Consider the following 22,953-nt stretch of genomic DNA (forward strand, 5'->3'; position numbering starts at 1 on the left):
AGATTATAATTTGCAACACGGTAATTTCTTTCATTTTTCCTTATCTTTACAACAAACCTACTTTTTTTTACAATTTTATCTATTTTAGCACACTTACGCAATAATCCATCTTTTGATTTTGGCTTTAAAATTCGCTTTTTTTAGCGTATTTTGATACAATGTAAAGAGTAAAAATTAGGGAGTGTATAAAATGATGCGAATCGATAAATACCTTGCGCATTGTGGCTATGGTTCAAGGACTGAAGTCAAGAAAATCATCAAAAATAAACTCGTATTTTGTAACGAAATACTCGTGACGAAAGACGATTTAAAAATTAACCCAGAATTAGATGAAATCATCGTTGAAGGTGAACGTTCTAGCTATCAACAATACGTCTATATTATGTTAAACAAACCCGCTGGCTACATCAGCTCAAACTACGATCCCATTCACAAAGTAACCAAAGAACTCATCAAAGAGTTCGATCACTTTCAAACCTTTCCTGTGGGAAGGTTAGATTTAGATACTGAGGGTCTTCTACTTTTATCTAACGATGGGAAACTTGCTCATGATTTATTAAGCCCCAGGAAGCACGTTGACAAAATGTATTACGTTGAGTTTAGTGGTACCTACCGAGAAATTTACACTTCTTTGTTTGAAAGTGGCATTACCCTCGAGGATGGCTATTTAACGATGCCAGCAAAAATTGAGTTACTCGCAGATAACAAAGCCAACCTCACCATCCAAGAAGGAAAATACCACCAAGTTAAACGCATGTTTGAAGCGCTAGACATGAAAGTGACCTACCTTAAACGCATGACTTTTGGACCGCTTCACCTCGATCCAAACTTGAAAAAAGGAAGTTACCGTTTGTTAAGTGATGATGAAGTGCTTTTATTAAAAAATCACAAGGAGGCTTAATATGAAATACTTAAAAAAACAGGACGATTATTTCGGACAAAATTTCACAAGAAACAATGGTTTTCGAAAAAACCAACTTCGTAAACTGTACTTCGCGATTGAAAAATACGAAAAAGAGATTGAAAAAGCACTTTACCTTGATTTAGGTAAAAGTCAAACCGAAGCACAAATGACCGAGATTGGACTAGTCAAACAAGCCATACGCTTTAACATAAAAGAAATTAACCGCTTTTTTAAGGTAAAACGAGTAAAAACACCGTTAAGTAATCAACCTGGTAAGAGTTACTTTTTACGACAACCTTATGGCAAAGTCTTAATTATCAGCCCATGGAATTACCCTTTTTTACTGACTCTAGAACCACTTGTTGGCGCAATAGCTAGTGGAAATGTTGTTACTTTAAAACCATCTGAATATTCAGAGAACACCTCTTTGATCATTAAAGAAATCATCAATGAGGCTTTAGATCGTACGGTTTGTGAAGTTGTGCTCGGTGATTATAAAGTCGCCGATCATCTACTAAACCAACCGTTTGACTACATCTTTTTTACTGGTTCTACTGCCGTTGGTAAGATTGTCATGGAAAAAGCAAGTAAGCACTTAACACCCGTCACATTAGAGCTTGGTGGTAAGTCACCCGTGATCGTAGATAAATCGGCCAATCTAAAGTTAGCCGCTAGACGCATTGTTTTTGGTAAGTATTTAAACCTTGGACAAACCTGTATTGCACCTGATTACTTACTTTGTGATGAAACCATTTTAGAGGAGTTACTCAACCTGATTAAACAAGAAATAATCAAACAGTTTTCACATGACCCACTAACCAATCAAAACTATGGGAAAATTATTAACGAAAGACACCATTTGAGATTAAGACGGTTGATGGAAAGTGGAAAAATCTATTATGGCGGAAAACTCAATGACACACAAATTGAACCAACCATCATCACCGAGGTATCTCTTGAAGACGCCATCATGAAAGAAGAGATATTTGGGCCATTACTACCGGTTTTAACGTTTAAAGACATAAGAGACGTCTATGACATCATCGAAAAGAATAAAACACCACTTGCCCTATATTTATTCACACAAGACGAAGTGGTCAAACGACTCATCATGAGAAACATCCCTTTTGGTGGTGGTGCAATCAACGATACAATCGTTCATATTGCAAATCATCATTATGGTTTTGGTGGGGTTGGAAGTTCTGGCATGGGCAGTTATCATGGTAAGTATACCCTTAAGACCTTCACACATGAAAAATCAATACACGAGAAAAAAAATTGGATTGATATCCCTTTGAGATATCAACCCTATTCAACTAAAAAAACAAAGTGGATTAAATTTTTCCTAAAATAGCCTTAACCCTAACTGTTACGTTTGTTGTAACAGTTTTTTCTTTGTTAAATCAATTAAAAATGCCCCCACGGGTGCTGTTACCAAAATCGCAAACACCGCAGCAGATAAGATTAAATCGCCTGCTTCTAGGCCTTGTTGTAGGGGTATTGCCCCGATGGCTGCTTGCACCGTCGCCTTAGGCAGATAGGCAAAGCCAACGAATAAGCGTTCCTTTTGATTAAGTTTCGACTTGATTGAAGCAATAAACACACCAACAATTCGAAACAGCAATCCAAAGACCACCATTAATAAAACCAAAAACCAAATAGATTTTAGTCCGTCAAGATTAAGTGCTGCCCCAATTAAGACAAATAATAAAATTTCGGCAAACACCCAAATCTTACTAAACTTCAGTTGTAGCCTCGAAGCTAAAATTTCGTATCGGTAGCTGATCATCAAACCTAAGCTCATCACACCAATCAACCCTGAAATCATGAAATAATCTTCCATATACAATAGGATAAAACCAAACGATAGGATGATCAGTACTTTGACTGAATCTCTCATGTGAATCCGTTTAAATAACCAAATTAGTGCCCCGCCAAGAAGTGCACCTATGAGTGCACCTAATACAATCGAAATTGGAATCGTTATTAACGAACCAAAATCGAACTGGTTTTTTTCATACATCGTAAGAAAACTCGTAAATAAAACAATGACAAAAACATCATCAACCGATGCCGCTGCTAAAACCATTTGTGGTATTTTTTTAGCTGTCCCACGTTTTTCTTCGATTAACTCAATCATTTTAGGTACGATTACAGCGGGCGATACCGCCGCAAGTACTGAACCTAAAATTAATGCCTCTAGTAACGTGATATCAAAAAGCATTGGACCAACAATTGCAATACCGATGATTTCAAGTGTTGCTGGCACAAAGCTCAGTAAGAGTGCGGTTATGCCTACTTCTCTTAATTCATTTAGTTTTAAAGACAACCCTGCTCTTAATAGTATGATGACCAGAGCCACTTTCCGAAGTTCAGTCGAAATATCTAATAAACTTTCATCGATTAAGTCCAATAAAAAAGGGCCTAAAATAATACCCGTAAATAACATTCCTAATAGCTTCGGTAACTTCATTTTTTCAAACAAACTGCCCAAGCTAAGTGCAAGCAGTAAGATTAACGCAAGACTGATTAACACGCTATCATCTCCAATAAAATGATTATATCACCATTTAATTAATGATTAAATAATTTTTCCTAAAATTCCATTTTTCTATTAGAATATGTTAAAATAGGTTTAGACGAAAAAAGGCGGGGTATAACATGATTGACAGACTCATCGAAATCTTAACAATTACATCTTTCTTAGAACTTTTCTTGATTTTTTTTGCAAAAATCATTGAGGTATCGATTGGTACACTGCGTATCATCTTAATTAATAAAGGCTACAGACGCATTGGCGTTATCTTGGCATTAATCGAAATCATCCTATGGGTATTTATTGCCTCACGAGTAATTAATGGCATCCAAGAATCACCAATGAAGGGCATCATGTATTCTTTAGGGTTTGCTGTAGGGGTTTATGTGGGTTCCAAATTGGAAGAAAAGATTGCCTTTGGAAAAGTACTTATTCAAACCATCACAAGTGTTGCCTCCGGTAAGGAAATTGCCGATTTTTTAAGAAAAGAAGGTTATGGTGTGACCATCATCGATGGCCGCGGTAAAGACGAGACACGTTCGGTACTAATGCTTTATTCGAATCGAAGAGGCTCAAATGAAGTCATCGAAAAAATACAAAAGATTAACCCAAAAGCCATGGTTATTATCAACGACGTATCAACGTTATCCGGCGGATTCATTTCACCGATGAAATCACTATTAAAATAAGCCCATTGACTATTTATGCAAACTGAAAACAGACGATTTTTATAAAATGTCTGTTCTCAGTTTGTTTTATTTTACATCCTTTGTTTGATTTGCTACAATATCGATAGTTACAAGGAGGAAATAACTAATGAAAAATATAAGTAAAGCTTTAAAAGCGGAGTTTTTTGGAACACTGTTTCTCGTCTTGTTAGGTTCAATTGCCGCACTTGAGTCTGGCGCTTTAATCTATGCCGCCTTAGGATTTGGTGGAACACTCGCCTTGATGGCCTATATCTTTGGTGGTCACTACAACCCTGCGGTTTCGATTGGTATGTTTGTTTCTAAACGCATTAATAAGAATGAACTGATTACCTACATTGCTGCACAATTTGTTGGTGCACTAGTTGCTTCATTCTTCCTTGCCTTGATGTATGGGTTTGGACAAAACATTGCTGCAAACGTCGTTTCTAGTAACGTCCCAGGATCTGATTTCATTCAATTATTCAATGGGTTATTGATTGAAGCCGTTTTGACCTTTGTGTTTGTTTTAAACATTCTTAACATCACGAAGAATAAAGAAAATGCTTCAATTGCACCACTAGTGATTGGTTTTGGATTAGTCATCTTGATCGTTGTAGGTGGTAACTTGACTGGTACGTCAGTTAACCCTGTGCGCTCATTGGCACCTGCTATTTTCCAAACAAACGCGTTAAGTCAAGTTTGGGTCTATATTTTAGGTCCATCGCTTGGTGGTTTACTTGCTGGTTTATTTTATAACCGTCTATAGTTTCTAAACGAACAAAAGGATTGATTTACTTGTTAATAAACAAGCGAATCAATCCTTTTTTTATTTAACCTAGTAAGCAAATACAAACGAATCAGAAAATCACCTTATTCTCATCATTCATCTAAGAAATCAAAAGGCGATAGTTCATCTTCGTTCGTTTCTAATTGAATGTCTTCTTCAACTAAAAATGACTTTAGCGCGGTTTGTCTTTTCTCATTTAATATGTTGGCTGATTTTTCAATCAGTCCTAAGGCACCAATCAGTGATAAATGTGACTTAGTTCTTGTAATGCCAGTATAGAGCAGTTCTTTTCTTAGCATCACCTGATAACCATTAGCTAAAGGCATTATAACAATCGCATACTCACTACCCTGTGACTTATGAATTGAAATGGCATAAGCCAAATTGAGTTCTTCTAAATCCGGTTTATGATAAAACACTTTGTTGCCATCAAACATCACCGCAATTAAATCATCGTTAGTGGCTGTTTTTGTCATGTCGTGAATATAACCAATATCGCCATTCATAATGCCTCGTTCAGGCGAATTAACCAGTTGAATGACTTTATCGCCAACATAATACGTTTTGTCTGCGTATTGAATGTTTTTTGCCGTTTTTGGATGAAAATGCTTTTGCATGACTTTGTTAATTTGATCGATGCCTATCGGTCCACGATACATTGGTACTAATATTTGAACATCTTCAATCAAATCGTAATTCGCATCTAGCGCTTGATCAACCGCATCAATGATTAAATCCATCATATCGTCTTGATTTGAGGAGATGAAAGTCAGATCATTCGAATCAGTTAGGACTTCTTTATTTAGTGACTGCTGATTAATGGCAGTTGCTAGTCGGATAATACCAGAATTCTTGGCTTGTCTGTGAATTTCATTTAATTCAATTACCGTGACAATTTGAGAACTTAGGATGTCACCTAGAACATGACCTGGTCCAACCGAAGGTAACTGATCTTTATCACCTACGATGATTACAATCGACTCATTTGAAATTGACTTAAATAGCTGATTAGCCAAAAATACATCGATCATCGACGATTCATCAATGACAATCAATTTTTGTGGTAATTGATAAACGTCGTCAAACAAAAAGTGCCCTTCGTAATTATAACCAAGTTGACGGTGTATGGTTTGAGCAGGTATCCCCATCACGTCTTTCATACGTCTAGCCGCTCTACCTGTGGGCGCAATTAGTGCGATGTGCTCTTGAATTTTATCACTAGCAAGATCTAAATCATATAACCTTGCGTAAACTTCAATGATGCCTCTTATCACCGTTGTTTTACCTGTACCTGGGCCTCCCGTAATCACTGATATCGGTGAGTTCAAAGCTTCTTTAATCGCTTCTACTTGTTTTTCTGTGTAGCTAATCTGCAAGATTTTTTCTACTATACCGATGTAGGTTGATAACTCTTGTTTTATAATTGAGGTTTGATCTCGATGAATCAACCGTTTGATGTCTTTGGAAATCGCTTGTTCAGCTTCATAGATAAATTTAATGTAGTAGCGTTGATTATTTTTGATTAATCTTTCCTGATCGACTAATCGAACAACTGCATTAATTATGTAATCTTCTTGGATTTGACCTAAAACCATTTTTGATGACTGGATGAGTTGTTTTTCTGTGATGTACGTGTCCCCTTTTTTAAACGAGTATGTGTGACAAGCAAATAATACCGCCGCTTCAATTCGTCTTTCATCCGTTTCAGATATATCGAATAATTTTGCAATTTCATCGGCTCTAACGAATCCAACACCCTCGATGTCATCGATTAACTTATAAGGGTTACTCTTTAACACTTTTAATGTCTCTGAACCGTATTTATTAAATAACTTCATGGCCATACGTGAGGTTAGTCCGTAACCGTATAGTTTGACAAGTGTTTCTTCTACGACCTGATTTTGAAAGAGTTGTTGATAAAATCGTTCAATTTGTAACGGATTAAGTCCAATGTCTTTTAGTACGTTTTTGTCTTCAAGAATTTTAATGATGGCATCATCACCAAGGGTATCGACAATTTTTCTTGCACGCATCGGTCCAATACCAGTAAATAGGTCTGAGGAAAGATAGGCTATTAACCCCTCTTTATTTTGAACGTCTGCTTTAGAAAAACTGTTGACTTTCCACTGAACCCCATATTTAGGGTGCGATACTTCTTCAACTTCAAATTCGTAACTCACATCTTTTGCAAGTTCAGGAAAATAACCTGTGATGATGACTTCTTTTCCATCTTCAATTACAATTTTTGCAATTGAGTACCCATTGTCTTTGTTCTTGTAAAGATAATGGGTGATGTTGCCTATGATTTTAGTCAACGTATTCACCTCTTAACTTAGTATAGTAGAGTAATAACCCTGCTGATACTACAAGAATTAACGATAGAATGTAGAACATACCTACGCCTAAATCCTTGTATAAATAACCCCCAAGTAGTGGGCCAATCACAGCCCCTAATGAAATTGCACTTTGTCTGATTCCCATGATCATACCAGGTGAGACCTCATCAAAGTTTGAAAGATGGTAAGTAAGTGTTGGTTCGTAGATTGCTTTACCAACAATATACATTAAATAAAACGTATAAACATAAAAGTAAATGTGCGTTTGATCCAAGTAAAAAGTCAAAAACGAGAAAACTGCTGAAATAATAACCGCTGAGATTAAAGTCGTTGTGGCCTTAACGTGTTTAATCATTTTTGGAACAACAAACCAGTTAATAACTAACGTCAATAACCCAGTCACAGCAACGAGTTGTCCAATGTCTTTTGACGAATAACCTAAATCATTGATATAAAGATCCAAATACTTTGAAAAGTTTGTGTGTGCAATTGAGATAATCACCGCAATCAATATGAGAAGCATCAACGGTTTAGAAAGTGTTTTAAACTGTTTAATTTGATTAATGAAACTTGGTCGCGCTTTATTTTGATGATTAAAGTTTGGTACATCCACAAATATCAAGAAAAATACCACCACCAGCATCGTAACAATCGCTTGGGTGAATAGCACATAGGATTCTTGACCGACAAAATAAGTACCTACCCACCCACCAAGATAATAGCCAGCCGCACCACCAATGGCGAAAAATGATACAAAACTTGAAATCGTACGTTTTCTTATCGTTTCATAATACGGGTCTTCTGAAATGTGTGCTAACCCATTTGAAATGACACCAGCAGCAAAAAAACCAGCAGCAAATCGAACCAAAATAATTAAATATATATTAGAAAAATACCCAAAAAAGAATTGCGAAACCCCATAGAAAAACAAGGTAGTCGCAATGATGTATTTTCTGTTTTTAATGTCACCAAGATTTCCCCAAACTGGCGCCATTAAGAAGTTTCCCAAATTCATTGATGCGAAAATTATACCAAACATGTCCGCGGATATCGAAAGTGTTCTTAAATAAGCAGGGGTGGCAGGATGGGCTATATTCATAGCCAATCCAACCAACCCCGAAAATAGGATGATTAGAACTTGTTTACTCATTAATAATTACGCTTCTTTCCGTCTTGATAAACCGTATCAATAAACCCACCTGCCACACAAACATCGCCTTCATAAAAAGCCGCTGCTTGCCCAGGTGTTACCGCTCTTACGCCTTGGGAATAAGTCACTCTAAGGGTCGTTTCGTCTAACCATTCAAGGTTAACGTCGTTGTCTTTTTGTCGGTATCTAAACTTAGCGGTGAAGGTGCGGTTTGTTAACTCTTTATTTCCTCTAAATACGACGTCTTTTACAATACATTCGTTTGAGTATAGGTAAGGATGATCAAACCCTTGTTCAACAAATAGAACATTGTTTTCGATGTCTTTTCCAACCACAAACCAAGGTTGTGTATCAAATTCACTATTCCCACCGATGCCAAGACCTTTTCGTTGCCCGATGGTGTAATACATTAGGCCGTCATGATCTTTGATATAGGTACCATCAAGCGTGGTCATTCTTCCTTTTTGAGCCAATAAATAGTTGCTTAAAAATTCCGTAAAGCGACGTTCACCAATAAAGCAAATGCCAGTAGAGTCCTTCTTTTTGGCAACCGCTAAGTTATGTTTTAACGCAATTTCACGAACTTCAGGTTTATCGATATCCCCGATTGGAAACATCGCTTTTTCGATTTGTTTTTCAGTTAACTGAGACAAAAAATACGTTTGGTCTTTGTTGTCATCTTTTGCTCTTTTGAGTGCTTGTTTGCCGTCAACTAAGCCTACATTGGCATAGTGACCCATTGCAATGTAGTCAGCATTTAAAGATTCTGCGTAAGCTAAGAAGGCTTTAAATTTAATTTCGGTATTACATAAAATATCTGGATTCGGTGTTCTTCCCTTTTGGTATTCACTTAAAAAATATTGAAATACTTCATCCCAATATTCTTGTGTAAAATCGACACGATGAAGCACAACGCCAAGTTGATCTGCCACTTTTTTTGCGTCCATGTAATCAACTTCTTGTGCACAAACTTCATCGTTAACCGTTGGATTTCCTAAAACGTCATCGTTGGTTGCCGAATCCCAGTTTCTCATAAACACGGCTTCAACGTCATAACCTTGTTCTAGTAAACGCACAAGTGCCACACTAGAATCCACACCCCCAGATAAACCAAGGATTACTTTTTTCTTCATAAAATCACCATTTCTTTATATCACTTGGCATACGATAGTCACCTCTTGGTGACAACGATATGTCAAGTACTTTTGGACTGTCAGGAAGTGTTTGACGTTTAAACTGTTGTTGATAAAAACGTCTTAGGAAATAAGCAACCTGACTTCTTGCTAATTCCTCATCGATATTGAAAGTCTTTTTAATCATGAATACAAGTTTTTCTTCATCATCACCACATCTTAAATGACGGTGAAGCAAGAAATCATTATAAACGTATTTACCCAGGATGTTTTCTGTCACCTGGTCTTTAATGAGTTCAGGCGATATTGGTGTATCGACCACATCTTCTAAGATTGTCTTTAGCGTTGGGTATTCTTTTGCAAATTCTAAGACCATAAAAGACACCAATGTTTTAGGTAGACCCGCATTAATGCCGTACATGCTCATTTGATCCCCATTATACGTCATAAATCCTAAGGCAATTTCTGATAAATCGCCCGTGCCTAAGACAATACCATTGTGCATGTTTGCAAGATTCATCAACACCATCGTTCTGATTCGAGCTTGTGTATTTTCGTATGTAATGTCGGTATTGAATTTATCATGTCCAATCAAATCAAAATGTAGGTTTGTCTCATCTATGATTGGTTTTTCCATGTGAGTAATTCCTAATTTTTTCATTAGCTCAAGCGCATTGTTTTTGGTTCGAGACGATGTACCTAACCCGGGCATCGTCACACCAATAATGTCTGCTAGAGGACGTTCTAGTCTCATCATTGTTTCATATGCAATCATAAGTGCTAGGGTAGAATCTAGCCCCCCTGATACACCGATGATTAGTTTTTGATCACCTAAGTGGATCAATCGTTTCATTAATGCTTGAATTTGAATGCCTTTGATTTTCAAGAAGTCTTTCTTGATATTCTTTTTTGGTACAAAAGGCGTTTGGTCAATTGGTTCTGTAAAGGTATAATCGCTTGATTCATCAAAAGATACATTGATGTAAGTGATCTCAGATTCTAATCTGTGAAGTACGTCTTTTAAATTGGTATCTCTTCTTCTTTTGTAGTTAATTTCACCAAAGTCAATGTCTGCGTAAAGGATTTGCGTTTTAGGCTCATTAAAAATTTCTTCTTTAACGAGTGTCCCTGCGCTTGCAACCATATTATGACCACTAAAAACCGTGTCTGCACTGGATTCCATCATTCCAGATGAGGCGTAAAGGTACGCGCCATTATTTCGTCTTGAATGGTCAACCACAGCCGTCCGTCTTGTTTCTTCTTTGTAAAGGTATTCATTGCTCGCGCTCAGATTAAGAATCATATTTGCACCAGCTAAACTTAATAGGTTACCAGGTGAAATAGTTGTCCACATGTCTTGACAAATCTCTACACCAAATTTGATGCCTTTTTCTAAATCTTGGAAAAGCAAGTCACCAAATGGCACGTTCATACCAAACAGTTTAACCTGCTTGATGTGTGTGTCAAGTCCCGAATTAAACCATCGTTTCTCGTAAAATTCACCCGTATTTGGTAAGTACTTCTTTGGGATCATCCCAAGCACCTGGTGTTTTTTGATCACCACGGCCACATTATATAAAACACCATCGATGTCAAAAGGCATACCAACGGCTAAAAAGCCATCGAATGGGTTTTTTTCTAGCAATTCACTTAAGGCTTTAAGCGCGTCATCACTCAGTGATTCTTGATAAAAAAGATCACCACAATTATAACCAGTAATTGCTAACTCAGGAAAAAGTGCAATCCCCGCTTTAATGCTTTTTAAAGCATCAATCATCTTTGACACATTGAATTTAGGATGCCCAAGTTCTAAGTCAGGCGTGACACAAGCCACTTTTAAAAAACCTTTATTGTACATAACTACACCTCATATAAGTGATTTTCTTTGACATAGGCAAGCACCTCATCGGAAAGAAAATCTTGATATTTATTTAAATCTTTACGAACTAAGCTTGAGGCTTCTCTTAAAGATAATTTTACGTTTAAAAACTGTTTTTGATCATTTGGAAACTTCGAAACAATTAACCCATTGATGTCAAGACGACCACGATCAATTACAATGAATTTGAACCGTTTAATTAATTTCTCGTAATTAATCCATTCCTCGATCGAAAGAAGGTTATCCGCACCAATGACAAATGCAATTTCATCTTGATGGATTTTTTCTAATTTTTCTAACGCATCAAGCGTGCCTTTATAAGACTCATTATTTTCGATGTCTGAGATAACAACTTCACTATACTCTTTTGAAATCAACTTTAGCATATCGACTCGGTTTGCAAACGGAATAAGCTCTGGTTTGGCATAGTTATTGCCAACCGGTAAAAAAACAAACTGTTTTGGTTTATAAGTCTCTATTAAATGAACCATAATTGATTTGTGTGCTTTTGTTGGTGGGTTGAACGAACCCCCATAGACAATAATCATATCCATCACCCAGTTAATTATAACATAATTAGCAATTAATATTGCACTGATACATTCTAAACTTATGATATAATAATGATACTGTTAATCGGTGGGGGTGATTTCGACTATGGAAGAACATAAAAAACCAGACAATGAAAATGAGCATAGTTTCCACACAATTGAAGCAAAACCCGTAGAATTAGAAGATAACTTTGATTATTTTGGTCAAAAATGGTTTATCCGTGTCAGATCATCTATCCTAGTGTTTTTAGTAAAAATCATCATTGTTGGCATTTATGGTCGTATTTTTTTGGGTTTTCGTGTGATCAATCGAGCCTATTTTAACGAGGTCAAAAAAAAGGGGCACGTAGTCATTTCAAATCACGCACATCAGTTTGATGCTTTTTTACTTGGTGCAACGTTTTTTCCTAAAAAGTTCCACTACACTATGTTAAAAACAAACATGGGCTTGCCAATTGTCGGTAAACTCTTTTACTTGCTTGGTGGTGCTCCGATTCCAGATAAAAAAGACCATTTAAAAACATTTCAACAACAAATGAACGACGTTCTGTCATTAAACCATATGGTAGCCGTTTTCCCTGAGGCGGCGTTAATGCCTTATCACCCCAAGATTAGGCCATTCAAAAAAGGAGCATTTCGTTTTGCTTTCAACTCGAAAGTTGATATAATACCAATGGTATTCATATTTAAGAAACCGACGGGTTTATACAAATACCTGAAGAAAAAACCATGTGTTCACTTACACGTTTTAAAGCCCTATCAAGTAATTGAGCTAGATACCAAATATGAAACACTTAATTACAATACCGAAAGACTACAAAAAATCGTAAGCGACTATTATGATGAAAATAGTGATTACAAAGGGGGAAACTAAAGATGGATTCGAAAGAAGTTTATTTCAATAAATTAAGAAAAAAGAATCTTCGTATCACAGACAGCCGAAAAGCCATGATCGATGTTCTTGAAAATAACCATCTAACGTTCAAAGAAATCCAAAATGCATTGGCAAAACGCGGTTTTACTAACGTTTCTACCATTTATAATAACCTTGATTTTTTAATTGAACAAAAGATTGTTGTCGAATTATACATCAACGATACCAAATACTACGATTTAGCAATTGATAATCCGATGCACAACGCTGATAGTCACATCCACGTCGTATTAAAAGATACCAATAAAATTAATGAAATTAATAACACCGATGTCTTTGAATATATTAAGAATACGCCTGAATTAAAAGACTTACACGTTGATTATATTCGTATAACGATTGGTGCTAGAAAAAAGAAAACTTACTAACTCAACGAAAACATTTGACCTTGTCGAATGTTTTTTTTATTGCTTGATTTAATAAAGAAAAAAGAGTGTTTCCACTCTAATTTTTAATTGCTACTCTCAGCTTTGCTGAACGGCTTCTTGAATTTTCATTTAACTCTTCTTCTGTCGGAAGTATCGGTTTTCGTTGTTCAATACGAAGTGCAGGTTTTACATGACTTTGAATTGGTAGTCCTTTAGGTAGATTTAGTTCACTATGTTTTTTAAAAAAGTGTTTAACGATTCGATCTTCTAAGGAATGAAAAGTGATGATTGAAAATACCCCGTTTGGATTCATCATCTCTAATAAATCAGGCAAAGCTCTTTCTAATACACCTAACTCATCATTTACAGCAATTCGGAGTGCTTGAAAGACTTTCTTAGCCGAATGACCTTTTTGTTTATATTTGTATTGATCGGTAATTTTTACCAAATCAAACGTTGTTTCTAGTGGTCTATTTTCCACAATCTTCTTTGCGATTGGTCTGGCAAACTCTTCTTCCCCATAAGTTCTAAGAATGTAGGTCAGGTAGTCAAGGGATTGCTCATTAACAATCGTTTTTGCGGTAATCTTCGATTCACTATTCATGCGCATGTCAAGCGGTGCATCTTGCATGTAAGAAAAACCTCTAACGTCTTCATCTATTTGAAACGAGGACATCCCTAAATCCATTATCACACCATCAATGTGGTAAATACCAAGTGAATTTAGCTCTTTTTTAACAAACTCGAAATTTGATTTAATGATCGTATAGTTTTGACTACTGCCTAATCGTTCTTTGGCAATTTTAATCGCAACCTCGTCTTGATCAAAACAATATAAATGACCTGTGGTCAACTTCTTCAATAATTCCTTTGAATGACCGGCACCACCCATCGTACAATCGACATAGATGCCATTTGGTTTAATATTTAAGGCATCGATTGTTTCTTTTAATAAAACAGAGTAGTGTGTCATTTATTTGCCTCATTGATTAATTTGAAGTAATGATACCTTAAAATTGAATCATTCATCTCTTTTTGATGATAAAACTTCTGTATATATTCTTCTAAAAGCGTTGGATCATAGTCATTAATATTAATACTTTCATTAGGCATATTGATGTGAAAATCATCGCTAAATAAATCCATGGTAATTGCGTTATAAGTCCAAGTCTTAGCCCCACTTAAAATATCCACACCAAAATGATACTTCTCGTCTAGTCCAAATAAATTTGAAATGGTGCGCTTTAAGTCGGTTTGACCACGTGTCATTGTTCGGTCTACGCCATAATTCGATAAATCCATACCTGGTGCTAAAATCATGAATGGCACGTTATGACTGTATTGTTGATAGCTAAATAGATTAATGTTTGGATCTAATTGTCTTAAATCGTCCATCGTTAACCCACCCGTATGATCGCCATACATAACAAAGACAACGTCATCAAGTAACGCTTCTTCCTTTAACCCTTCATACCAATCTTCAAAGACTTGATCGAAGCGATGAGCATAATCTAGGTAATTGCCTAAATCCCCTTTAATCAGGTTTTCCCAAGGATTAATACCAGTCATCCATTCCACATCAGCGTAAGGCGTATGAAGAACGGTTGAAAGTGCAAACACAAACTTTTTATGGTCACCATCTTTTAACACATTTGTTACGTATTCAAACGCAACCGGGTCATCAACCCAACCATTGACAGTCTCTGTTAACGGATCATATAAGCCAAGCGCTTCTAATGACTCCATGTTCTGGTTATTATCCTTATTAAAACCTAACATTGGGTAAACTTCGTTTCTCCGATAAAAATTATAAGTAGAACCAAAAACAGTGTACGTCTCATACCCTTTGTCCGTAAATAATTTTGGTAAGGTCTCGAAATACTCATTAACGTAATCAAAGTATGTAACGATAAATCCCATTGGACTTAGCCCAGTTAGTGAGGCAAATTCGGCATCAGAGGTTTTACCAACCCCAATATTTGAATAAAAATTATTGTAATAGACGGTAGACTCTTCTTTTAATAATTGATTAAAATATGGCATCACTTCATGAATTTCGCCATCGACATCAAAACTCAAGTTTAATAAGTAATTGTTAAATGACTCCATTTGAAGCATCACAATGGTCTTACCTTCGAAAATTGATGAAGTCATTAAGTCGTTACAAGTCGCTTCTCCTAAGTAATTTTTAGGACAATTTTCTGTTTTTTCGTTGACGTAGATGTCAATGTTCTCATTGAGTTCTTCATCCGCTAATATTGGTTCTGGTTTTGTAAAGACAAAACTAACCAAGTCATTAATATAATAGTTGTAAACACCCATCGTTTGGACGCCTTTTTGAGCCACACGATTGGATTCATAATAGGTGTTTTTGATTTCTGTAAAATAACCGATTTGTGACCAAGAGAATAAAATCAATCCCACGACAAAGAAATTTAGAACCCTCATCATTTGTGGTTTTGTCTTATCTAGACGTTCTTGATGTAAATAACGATTTTTAAGCTCCATGATGGCTAATACAAACACTATAATTGCCGGAATGACCGCGACATACTGTGCGGTAATAAATAAATTCTTCCATAAGTGGAAAGTCAATTGTTGACCTAAGACCGGTGCAGAATTCGAGAAAGTTCTTGCGTTAAAGAAAGAAAATGCCGTACCATAATAGAAAGCATAGACTTTTAACGAAAATATCATAACCGATAAACCAATGGTTGTTAACGTCACTAAGTAGATAAACGTCCTTTTTTTCTTTGCGATAAAGTAAAATATCGTAATCAAGATGACGAGTAGACCAGAATCACCCATAAAAGAGTTCAAAGTTGTTTGTAAGTTTCCTTTAAATAAATTCATACCCGGATTAAAGAGTTCAGTTGTAATAACCAAACGATTCAATAAATTCAAGACAAAAAACAAAATAATCATCAGTAGAAAATACGTTTTCTGATTTAATTTTTTCATTTGTCTCACCCCTAACCTTTTTTATAATTGAAATACCATATTATTTTATAATAAACCCGTTTTATTGTAAAGACAAACCCCTCTAAGAATCGGTTTATGTGAAAGTATCGTTGCACTTATAAAAGAAAAAGATGCCATTGGCATCCTTCTTATCCTATTCGGATTCTTTTACACTAACTACTTTAATACCTTTGTATTCACCAGTTTTAGGTGATACTCTGTGAGGTAATACTAAATCACCAGTTTGTGGGTCAACCACTAAGGTAGGTTTAGATAGTTTATAGTGTGTACGACGTTTTCTTTTTGCTGTCTTACCAGTACGGCGAAAAGGAACTGCCATGTCAAACACCTCCTATTTTTTTAAAAGATCTTTCAAGCTTGAAAAAGCAGGATTAACCTCTTTTTCTTTATCAAACAAACCCTCAGGTGCGTCTTCTGAAACTACAGCAATTGGAACTTCAGGTACTAGTGCACCCCAGACCATTTCTGATAAATCAATTTGATCACCTTGGATTTGATATTCGGTTTGTTCAGTCTTGCTCACTTCTTCTTCAAAATCAAATGAAACTTGATATTTCACAGGTTTTAACGTAATTGCACAAGAGAGTGTTAATGTTGTCTCAACATGTAAGTTAAATAACAAATGTTCTGAAGTCAAAAATTGATAAGAACCAGTGACATGTACTTTTTCAATGTCATTGATTAAGTCTGACGTTTCTAACATCGACTTAAAATCTAGTTCTAAATCAAGCGTAGATTCGATATTCTTTTTTAATTGGTCAACACTTAAAATCATATTATCACCAGCTTGATTAATTATACACGTTTTATATATCAATGTCAATTAGAAACATTGATTATTTCATAATAAAAGAATACCCAAGTTTCGGGCACTCTTCATCACTTTAAATGTTATTGTTTTCTTCTGATTAATTTGCGAATGTCGTTAATTAAAACAAGGGTTTCATCGTCAATAGCGACGTGATCACTCTTAACTGAATCTTTTGACAATACGTCTTTTAAGCGAACACTAATTTCTGCGCCATCAACAAACGCAAGATTAAGTAGTACACGTTGGTGTACGGCATTTTCTTCAATAACTGTGTCGTTTGAAGTCTCAATGGTCACTACGTGTTTATATGGCACTTCTAAGCCGTAATCATTAGCGATTAACGCATTTTCGTAGTCAACGAGTGCACTGTAGTAAAATAGGTTGTTCTTTCCAAATAAAAGGACATTGACTCTTGCTTGGTCATATCTCACTTTATCGGCTTGTTTACCATATTTAAACTTAACGGTTCCGCCTTCAAAGAAAGCCTCAGGATAACTAATCACTAATGGATTTAATTCATTAGCTTCATTCATATCAATTCCAAATAAATTTCTGGCTCTTAAGACAGCTCTATCGTGATCTTCTTTTTGATATTGATCGAACTCTTCAGCACCCTTTGTATTCTTCTTAAAATAGTCTTTCATGAATTTCTTACGGTCCATAGTAAACCTCCCTAGTATACTAAAACTTTTGTCTTTATTAAGATTTTATCAATTTTATCGATTTTAGTCAATTAGAATTAAAAAACCACTCAAAATAGCAAAAATAGAACACGAAAATGACAAAAACAAATAAAAAAATGAGCAAATGCTCATTTTCTACTTTTTAATGATTAAGCGTTTTTGTGTAATAATAGTGAAACAAAAACCATACCAACAAAAAGTAAAGACGTTGCCATAGTTACTCTCATAAGAAGTAAGTCAAGCCCTCTTGCTTTTTGATTTTTAAATAATTCTGATTTTTCTCCACTAAAGGCATCTTGTACACTATCTTGAGATTGTTGCACAGCAACCGATAGAATTAAAATAACCGCAAGCACTAAAACAATAATATCTGCCCAGTTCATAAAACACCCTCCTAAAATACACCCTATTGTAACAATAAAATGTTTTTTTGTCAATCATTAGAAATCTTTATCTTATCGATTAAATACCTTTTGTGCATCAGCAATCATCACAAGTGTTGAATTATAACCACCTGAAACCAAATACCAAGCCGTTGAATCGAGTAAAATAACACGATTATTTTTACCTGCATTCGTTTCGTTGACAAGCGTCACATCAAGAATTTGTGAAGAGGTATCATCTGAGGTTGCTGCGGTACGGTCAACAACAAAAATAACGTCTGGGTTCAACTCTGAAATGTATTCAAAGCTTATGTTGTCGCCGTGTGCATTAGTATCGCCATTCCCGAACTTATCATCCGCAGCAACAAACCCTAGTTCGTTATGAACAAAGCCAAATCGAGAACCAATGCCATAACCGGATATCGCACTACCGTTTGTCATGACAATTAACGCTTTTAAACCACTTTGTGAGACCATTTCTTTTAGTTCACTTGTCTTTGTACTTAGCGTCGTTTTTAACGCATCAAACGCAGTATTGCCATCGAAAATTTGTTTTAAAATGTCTAAGTTGTCTAAGACGCTATTTAAATAGTCTGTGTTATCGACTGCAAGCGATAATACCGCAACGTTATTTAATTCCTTTTTCAATGAGTTATATGCCCACGCGGAACGGCCACTAATGATGACTAAATCCGCATCAAATAGATCAAGCTCATCGAAACTAGGTTCGAATAACGAGGCCCCAGCGATGCCGTAAGTTTGACCGCTGTATTTTGATAAGTACGTTGGAAGATTGGATTTGACAACCGCTAGTTTTTCGATCCCTAAAGTTTCTAAGCCGACTTCGTCTAAAATATCTAGAATGCCATAATCAAAGACGGCCACGTTTTTTGGATTAACCGGAACCACCTCACTGATGGTTTCTTTTGTTGCGTTCTCATCGGTTCTTGAATCCGCTTTGGTTACTTCTTGAGTAATTGTGATTGTTTCAAAATCATCGTCTTTATCATCAACAATGTTGACACATCCCGTTAAAACAACAATACTAAGTATTAAAATCAAACTGCTAACTATTTTTTTCATATAAGAACCTTCTTTTCCTCTTCTTGATAATAGATACAATATTTTTTTCCATTCACACCAGCAATGCAAAATTCATGATCATACACATAATCGAGTGTCTTTTTATCCATGATTTCATCTGGGCTACCTTCTTTGATGATTTTTCCATCTTTCATTGCCACAATGTGATCTGCAAAAGTCGCTGCTATATTGATGTCATGTAGCACAATAATGACGGTCTTCCCTAGTTTTTTAACCAAGTTTTGCAAAATCAACATCATATCAACCGCATACTTCATGTCTAAGTTGTTTAAGGGTTCATCTAATAACACGTATTTGGTGTCTTGAGCCACAATCATCGCAATATAAGCCCTTTGTTTTTGTCCACCTGATAAGTGATTAATCGATTTGTTTTCGATTTCTTTAAGGCGCATAAACTTAATTGCCTCATCGATTTTTTCCTCATCAATCTTGGATAAATTCCCCTTAGAGTGTGGCCATCTTCCAAACGTCACGAGTTCCCGTACCGTCAAATTCACATTGATTTGATTGGTTTGTTTTAGAATTGCGATCATTTTTGCGTAGTCAACGGGTTTGATTTTCTTTTGTTCTATTCCGTTAATAAAAACCTCACCAGAATCTTGTGATAACAGCCTTGAAACGACACCAAGTAATGTTGATTTACCAGCACCATTTGGACCAATTAGTGCCGTTACCGCACCATCTTTTATCGTTAAATTCACGTCATCTAAAACCACAAGTTGATCGTATTTTTTATTTAAATTCTTAATTTCAATCATTTCTTATTCTCCTTTAAAAGCAGATAAATCATGTATAATCCACCAATTAAATTGATGAATACAGCCAAGCTTGTATTCAGTCGGAACGTTTGTAAAACAAACTGTCCGCCAACTAGAAAAATCACACCAGCAAGCGTACTCAATATTAAGATTGGTTTATGGAAATCTGTTTTCAATCGTTCTCTTGCTAAATTCACAGTAATTAATCCTAAGAATGTCAATGAACCAACCAGTGCGGTAGATACAGAAATCATGATTGCAATATAGACCAAACTACGATTGGTCACTTTCAAGTAATCAACACCTAACCCCTTAGCTTGATCCTCACCTAAATTCATAATATCAAAGTATTTTAGATCGCGTAACATCAATACCATGACCACAAGTGTAATCGGTAATGCCAAATACCATAGGATATCGGTATTCATGTTATTTAGACTAGGCATCGTATTTGAAACGACTGTTACGAAATCATCCGGGTCAATGATACGGCTTAAAAATGAGGTAAGTGATGACATTAATGTTCTAAACACTAGTCCCACTAGTAATAACAGTGCCAGGTTATTCTTCCCCTTACGAAGAATCAATCCGTAAAGTAAAAACGAGAATAGTACCATAAACGTCGTTGTGATTATAAAATTATAATAAGGGTTAGAAATAAGCGTACTAAATCCACCAAAAACAAATACAATTACCGTTTGAGTCAAGACAAACGTCGAATCAAAACCAATCATAGATGGTGTTAAAATTCGATTTTGGGTCATCGTTTGAAACTTAAGACTCGAAATTGCCATAATTGCTGCGATCATGATCATCGCAACCACTCTAGTCGATCTTCTTGATAATCCCCTTGTTAACTGCCCTATGGTGATTTGTTCTAGACCAACTAACCAATAAAACAGATAAAGGACAACCACACTTAACGCAATCGCGCCAAAAATAAAATACGTCTTTGTTCGATTACGCATGATTTACCCTCCGATAGATGAGGAATAAGAAAACCACACTACCAATGACACCCATGGTTAGTGAAATTGGAATCTCATATGGGTAGATGATTAAGCGCGAAAAGATATCAGCGAATAACACAAATACACTACCAAACAAGCTGACGTCAAAGATGGTTTTTTTCAGATTGTCTCCATAATAAAGACTAATCAAATTCGGTACTACTAAGCCAATAAATGGTATCGAACCGACAACCACGTAGGTTGAGGCCGTAATCAATGAAATTACAACTAACCCGACCATCAGAGTTTTTTGATAATTAACACCTAAATTTTTTGCGAAATCCTCACCAACACCGATGATGTTAAACTGAACCATGTAGATAAACCCAATCATGAGTGGCACAATCACGACATAGAGAAGTTCATAATTCCCTGATACAATCGACGAAAAGCTACCTACGCCAAAAGTTTGAATGAACTGTGTTAGGTTAAATTGATAAGCGATAAATGACACAATAGAGCCAATAATTCCCGCAAACATCATCCCAACAAGCGGTACATAAATCGCGTTTTTAAATTTGATTCGACTTAAAATCGACATAAAAACAAACGCCCCAAGTACAGCAAATAAAAACGCAAATACCATTTTAAAGGTTAGTGATAACGACCCGAAAAACACGAAGGCAATCAAAATACCCAATTGTGCAGAATCGGTAATTCCAACAACCGATGGTGAGACAAATTTATTTTTTGAGATGGTTTGCATAATCAACCCAGAAACGCTCATTGAGGTAGCCGTTAATATGATCGCTACCGTACGCGGTAATCTTGAGTTAAAAACAATGAACCAAGCCCTTTGATCTAAACTTAATAAATCTTTAATATTGACATCAACAACACCCGTTGCTAAGGACAATATTGTTAATATGACAAATGCGATAACAAGCATTACTCGCTTTTTCAAAAAAACGCCACCTTTATTGTTCTATTTCATTTCTACAACGTAAATTATATACAGTTACAAAGCCTATTTCAAAAGAAACGATAACCTTTCTAAATAACGGCCTTATTCATACTAAAATACTAAAAAAGAACCCTTTTTACGGGTTCTTCTTAATTTTCGATACGTCGAAGTTATTTTTATTTTTTATTAAAATTAATTATTTTTCCATACCCATCAATTGAGAACACTTTGATACTAGCGACCTCAAATAAAAATGGTAAATCCGTATCAATGATTTCCTTACCATACATCCCACCAACGGCTTGATTGATAATCAAGTAATATGGTTTGTTAAATGGGTATTCATTTGGTGTATCCGTCTCTTTCTTTTCTAGATGAAATATCTCTTCGTAATCCACTTGAAACGACAAATAGTTTGGATGCCACTCTAAAATAAAATCGTGAAACGTATCGGATAAATCTGGAAGTTCAATTTTACCACCTAAATCCGTTTGTATTCGATGATTAAAGGATTGGGTGTGGATCGCACAAGTTGATTGTCGTGGCTGATTACCCGCATACTCCATTAAATCAATCTCACCGCATTTTGGCCAACCAACTTCTTTTATGTCCTCACCTAAAAACCAAATCGCAGGCCATGAGCCTCTGCCTTTTGGTAGTTTCGCTCGAATGACAAACCTGCCATACATAAAATGAACCTTATTTTTTGTATTAATACGTCCAGAAAGGTATTTGCAAGGTGAATCATTTAAGGTTGCTTGTAATTGTAATGCCCCATCTTTAACCATGACATTTTCTTTTTGATCGGTGTAACACTGTTTTTCGTCATTGTGCCACCGATCGCCCACTTCAATTGTCCAAATCGATTCGTTTGGTTTGCCTTGATAGTCAAAGGATTCTTCAAATAACAATTGTTTTTCTTTCATTTAAGACACCTCTATCTCTTGTACTATTTTATCACAAATCCGTTATGTAAGCTGATGATTTGTTCCATAATTACATCAGCTAGAGGAACTTTCCAACCTCTTACCCATACTACTTTTTTTATATA

General features: G+C 35.7%; 23 protein-coding genes. 6 read left to right on the forward strand and 17 right to left on the reverse strand.

The annotated features are described in order from the left end of the window. The first annotated feature begins 190 nt into the window (after nucleotides 1–190). Nucleotides 191–901 carry a pseudouridine synthase gene (locus BN853_RS06160; protein ID WP_197539974.1) on the forward strand — a complete coding sequence of 237 codons (711 nt, stop codon included), beginning with the start codon at nucleotides 191–193 and terminating at the stop codon, nucleotides 899–901. Nucleotide 902: 1 nt separating this feature from the next. Continuing rightward, nucleotides 903–2,258 carry an aldehyde dehydrogenase family protein gene (locus BN853_RS06165; RefSeq protein WP_030005095.1) on the forward strand — a complete coding sequence of 452 codons (1,356 nt, stop codon included), beginning with the start codon at nucleotides 903–905 and terminating at the stop codon, nucleotides 2,256–2,258. A 15-nt stretch (nucleotides 2,259–2,273) separates the two neighbouring features. Here BN853_RS06165 and BN853_RS06170 read toward each other — a convergent pair whose 3' ends face one another. Further along, entirely contained in the window at nucleotides 2,274–3,440 is a 1,167-nt protein-coding gene (locus BN853_RS06170; RefSeq protein ID WP_030005096.1) for a cation:proton antiporter, read from the reverse strand. A 125-nt stretch (nucleotides 3,441–3,565) separates the two neighbouring features. On the opposite strand from BN853_RS06170, the gene BN853_RS06175 reads away from it, so the two are divergent. Then, nucleotides 3,566–4,129 (forward strand): DUF2179 domain-containing protein, encoded by a 564-nt coding sequence (locus BN853_RS06175; protein ID WP_030005097.1) that lies wholly within the window; start codon nucleotides 3,566–3,568, stop codon nucleotides 4,127–4,129. A gap of 127 nt (nucleotides 4,130–4,256) precedes the next feature. Further along, nucleotides 4,257–4,895, forward strand: coding sequence for an MIP/aquaporin family protein (locus tag BN853_RS06180; protein WP_030005098.1), 639 nt, complete (start codon nucleotides 4,257–4,259; stop codon nucleotides 4,893–4,895). Nucleotides 4,896–5,008: 113 nt separating this feature from the next. Here the strand turns inward: BN853_RS06180 and recD2 are convergent, their stop codons facing one another. Genes recD2 through nadD form a run of 5 tightly spaced genes read right to left on the reverse strand, consistent with a single transcriptional unit; the run spans nucleotide 5,009 to nucleotide 11,962 of the window. Next, nucleotides 5,009–7,231 carry an SF1B family DNA helicase RecD2 gene (recD2, locus tag BN853_RS06185; RefSeq protein WP_030005099.1) on the reverse strand — a complete coding sequence of 741 codons (2,223 nt, stop codon included), beginning with the start codon at nucleotides 7,229–7,231 and terminating at the stop codon, nucleotides 5,009–5,011. After that, nucleotides 7,224–8,402, reverse strand: coding sequence for an MFS transporter (locus BN853_RS06190; RefSeq protein WP_030005100.1), 1,179 nt, complete (start codon nucleotides 8,400–8,402; stop codon nucleotides 7,224–7,226). Before BN853_RS06190 ends, recD2 begins: the two co-directional genes overlap by 8 nt. Further along, nucleotides 8,402–9,535, reverse strand: coding sequence for a tRNA 2-thiouridine(34) synthase MnmA (mnmA, locus tag BN853_RS06195; protein WP_030005101.1), 1,134 nt, complete (start codon nucleotides 9,533–9,535; stop codon nucleotides 8,402–8,404). The genes BN853_RS06190 and mnmA overlap by 1 nt, the downstream gene beginning before the upstream one ends. A gap of 4 nt (nucleotides 9,536–9,539) precedes the next feature. Then, nucleotides 9,540–11,393, reverse strand: a complete 1,854-nt coding sequence (locus tag BN853_RS06200) for an NAD(+) synthase (protein ID WP_030005102.1) — start codon at nucleotides 11,391–11,393, stop codon at nucleotides 9,540–9,542. Nucleotides 11,394–11,395: 2 nt separating this feature from the next. Then, nucleotides 11,396–11,962 (reverse strand): nicotinate (nicotinamide) nucleotide adenylyltransferase, encoded by a 567-nt coding sequence (gene nadD / locus BN853_RS06205; RefSeq protein ID WP_030005103.1) that lies wholly within the window; start codon nucleotides 11,960–11,962, stop codon nucleotides 11,396–11,398. Between the two features lie 109 nt (nucleotides 11,963–12,071). Between nadD and BN853_RS06210 the strand changes: the two genes are divergently transcribed. Continuing rightward, entirely contained in the window at nucleotides 12,072–12,839 is a 768-nt protein-coding gene (locus BN853_RS06210; RefSeq protein ID WP_030005104.1) for a lysophospholipid acyltransferase family protein, read from the forward strand. Between the two features lie 2 nt (nucleotides 12,840–12,841). Then, nucleotides 12,842–13,267, forward strand: coding sequence for a Fur family transcriptional regulator (locus BN853_RS06215; RefSeq protein ID WP_030005105.1), 426 nt, complete (start codon nucleotides 12,842–12,844; stop codon nucleotides 13,265–13,267). Nucleotides 13,268–13,343: 76 nt separating this feature from the next. Here the strand turns inward: BN853_RS06215 and rsmH are convergent, their stop codons facing one another. The 11 genes from rsmH to BN853_RS06270 all read right to left on the reverse strand — a co-directional run bounded on the left by rsmH (nucleotide 13,344) and on the right by BN853_RS06270 (nucleotide 22,828). Next, nucleotides 13,344–14,240 carry a 16S rRNA (cytosine(1402)-N(4))-methyltransferase RsmH gene (rsmH, locus tag BN853_RS06220; protein ID WP_030005106.1) on the reverse strand — a complete coding sequence of 299 codons (897 nt, stop codon included), beginning with the start codon at nucleotides 14,238–14,240 and terminating at the stop codon, nucleotides 13,344–13,346. Next, complete coding sequence (locus tag BN853_RS06225; RefSeq protein WP_030005107.1) at nucleotides 14,237–16,228, reverse strand: LTA synthase family protein; 1,992 nt, start codon at nucleotides 16,226–16,228, stop codon at nucleotides 14,237–14,239. Before BN853_RS06225 ends, rsmH begins: the two co-directional genes overlap by 4 nt. A gap of 154 nt (nucleotides 16,229–16,382) precedes the next feature. Beyond that, a complete protein-coding gene (rpmF, locus tag BN853_RS06230) occupies nucleotides 16,383–16,568 on the reverse strand; it encodes a 50S ribosomal protein L32 (RefSeq protein WP_030005108.1) in 186 nt (61 codons plus the stop codon). 12 nt (nucleotides 16,569–16,580) lie between these two features. Then, complete coding sequence (locus BN853_RS06235) at nucleotides 16,581–17,024, reverse strand: YceD family protein (protein ID WP_030005109.1); 444 nt, start codon at nucleotides 17,022–17,024, stop codon at nucleotides 16,581–16,583. A 116-nt stretch (nucleotides 17,025–17,140) separates the two neighbouring features. Continuing rightward, on the reverse strand, nucleotides 17,141–17,722 hold the full coding sequence (locus BN853_RS06240) for a hypothetical protein (RefSeq protein ID WP_030005110.1): 582 nt from the start codon (nucleotides 17,720–17,722) through the stop codon (nucleotides 17,141–17,143). 170 nt (nucleotides 17,723–17,892) lie between these two features. After that, nucleotides 17,893–18,126, reverse strand: a complete 234-nt coding sequence (gene secG, locus BN853_RS06245) for a preprotein translocase subunit SecG (RefSeq protein WP_030005111.1) — start codon at nucleotides 18,124–18,126, stop codon at nucleotides 17,893–17,895. 72 nt (nucleotides 18,127–18,198) lie between these two features. Then, a complete protein-coding gene (locus tag BN853_RS06250) occupies nucleotides 18,199–19,209 on the reverse strand; it encodes a siderophore ABC transporter substrate-binding protein (RefSeq protein ID WP_030005112.1) in 1,011 nt (336 codons plus the stop codon). Beyond that, the gene (locus BN853_RS06255) at nucleotides 19,206–19,988 is read right to left on the reverse strand and encodes an iron ABC transporter ATP-binding protein (RefSeq protein ID WP_030005113.1); all 783 of its coding nucleotides are present in this window, start codon (nucleotides 19,986–19,988) and stop codon (nucleotides 19,206–19,208) included. The genes BN853_RS06250 and BN853_RS06255 overlap by 4 nt, the downstream gene beginning before the upstream one ends. Further along, complete coding sequence (locus tag BN853_RS06260; protein WP_030005114.1) at nucleotides 19,985–20,956, reverse strand: iron chelate uptake ABC transporter family permease subunit; 972 nt, start codon at nucleotides 20,954–20,956, stop codon at nucleotides 19,985–19,987. Before BN853_RS06260 ends, BN853_RS06255 begins: the two co-directional genes overlap by 4 nt. Further along, nucleotides 20,949–21,902, reverse strand: a complete 954-nt coding sequence (locus BN853_RS06265) for an ABC transporter permease (protein WP_030005115.1) — start codon at nucleotides 21,900–21,902, stop codon at nucleotides 20,949–20,951. The genes BN853_RS06260 and BN853_RS06265 overlap by 8 nt, the downstream gene beginning before the upstream one ends. Nucleotides 21,903–22,078: 176 nt before the next feature. Further along, on the reverse strand, nucleotides 22,079–22,828 hold the full coding sequence (locus tag BN853_RS06270) for a glycoside hydrolase family 16 protein (RefSeq protein ID WP_030005116.1): 750 nt from the start codon (nucleotides 22,826–22,828) through the stop codon (nucleotides 22,079–22,081). Between the last annotated feature and the right edge of the window lie 125 nt (nucleotides 22,829–22,953).

This window comes from Paracholeplasma brassicae (assembly GCF_000967915.1).
In the GTDB taxonomy this organism is placed as follows: Bacteria; Bacillota_I; Bacilli_A; order Acholeplasmatales; family UBA5453; genus Paracholeplasma; species Paracholeplasma brassicae.

Coding starts and splice junctions, on each gene's coding strand:
- BN853_RS06225 (WP_030005107.1), bottom strand. CDS start 16,228: ATGAAAAAATTAAATCAGAAAACGTATTTTCTACTGATGATTATTTTG.
- mnmA (WP_030005101.1), bottom strand. CDS start 9,535: ATGAAGAAAAAAGTAATCCTTGGTTTATCTGGGGGTGTGGATTCTAGT.
- BN853_RS06165 (WP_030005095.1), top strand. CDS start 903: ATGAAATACTTAAAAAAACAGGACGATTATTTCGGACAAAATTTCACA.
- BN853_RS06160 (WP_197539974.1), top strand. CDS start 191: ATGATGCGAATCGATAAATACCTTGCGCATTGTGGCTATGGTTCAAGG.
- BN853_RS06175 (WP_030005097.1), top strand. CDS start 3,566: ATGATTGACAGACTCATCGAAATCTTAACAATTACATCTTTCTTAGAA.
- BN853_RS06190 (WP_030005100.1), bottom strand. CDS start 8,402: ATGAGTAAACAAGTTCTAATCATCCTATTTTCGGGGTTGGTTGGATTG.
- BN853_RS06200 (WP_030005102.1), bottom strand. CDS start 11,393: ATGTACAATAAAGGTTTTTTAAAAGTGGCTTGTGTCACGCCTGACTTA.
- rsmH (WP_030005106.1), bottom strand. CDS start 14,240: ATGACACACTACTCTGTTTTATTAAAAGAAACAATCGATGCCTTAAAT.
- BN853_RS06270 (WP_030005116.1), bottom strand. CDS start 22,828: ATGAAAGAAAAACAATTGTTATTTGAAGAATCCTTTGACTATCAAGGC.
- rpmF (WP_030005108.1), bottom strand. CDS start 16,568: ATGGCAGTTCCTTTTCGCCGTACTGGTAAGACAGCAAAAAGAAAACGT.
- BN853_RS06240 (WP_030005110.1), bottom strand. CDS start 17,722: ATGGACCGTAAGAAATTCATGAAAGACTATTTTAAGAAGAATACAAAG.
- BN853_RS06250 (WP_030005112.1), bottom strand. CDS start 19,209: ATGAAAAAAATAGTTAGCAGTTTGATTTTAATACTTAGTATTGTTGTT.
- secG (WP_030005111.1), bottom strand. CDS start 18,126: ATGAACTGGGCAGATATTATTGTTTTAGTGCTTGCGGTTATTTTAATT.
- BN853_RS06255 (WP_030005113.1), bottom strand. CDS start 19,988: ATGATTGAAATTAAGAATTTAAATAAAAAATACGATCAACTTGTGGTT.
- BN853_RS06210 (WP_030005104.1), top strand. CDS start 12,072: ATGGAAGAACATAAAAAACCAGACAATGAAAATGAGCATAGTTTCCAC.
- BN853_RS06235 (WP_030005109.1), bottom strand. CDS start 17,024: ATGATTTTAAGTGTTGACCAATTAAAAAAGAATATCGAATCTACGCTT.
- nadD (WP_030005103.1), bottom strand. CDS start 11,962: ATGATTATTGTCTATGGGGGTTCGTTCAACCCACCAACAAAAGCACAC.
- BN853_RS06180 (WP_030005098.1), top strand. CDS start 4,257: ATGAAAAATATAAGTAAAGCTTTAAAAGCGGAGTTTTTTGGAACACTG.
- BN853_RS06260 (WP_030005114.1), bottom strand. CDS start 20,956: ATGCGTAATCGAACAAAGACGTATTTTATTTTTGGCGCGATTGCGTTA.
- BN853_RS06215 (WP_030005105.1), top strand. CDS start 12,842: ATGGATTCGAAAGAAGTTTATTTCAATAAATTAAGAAAAAAGAATCTT.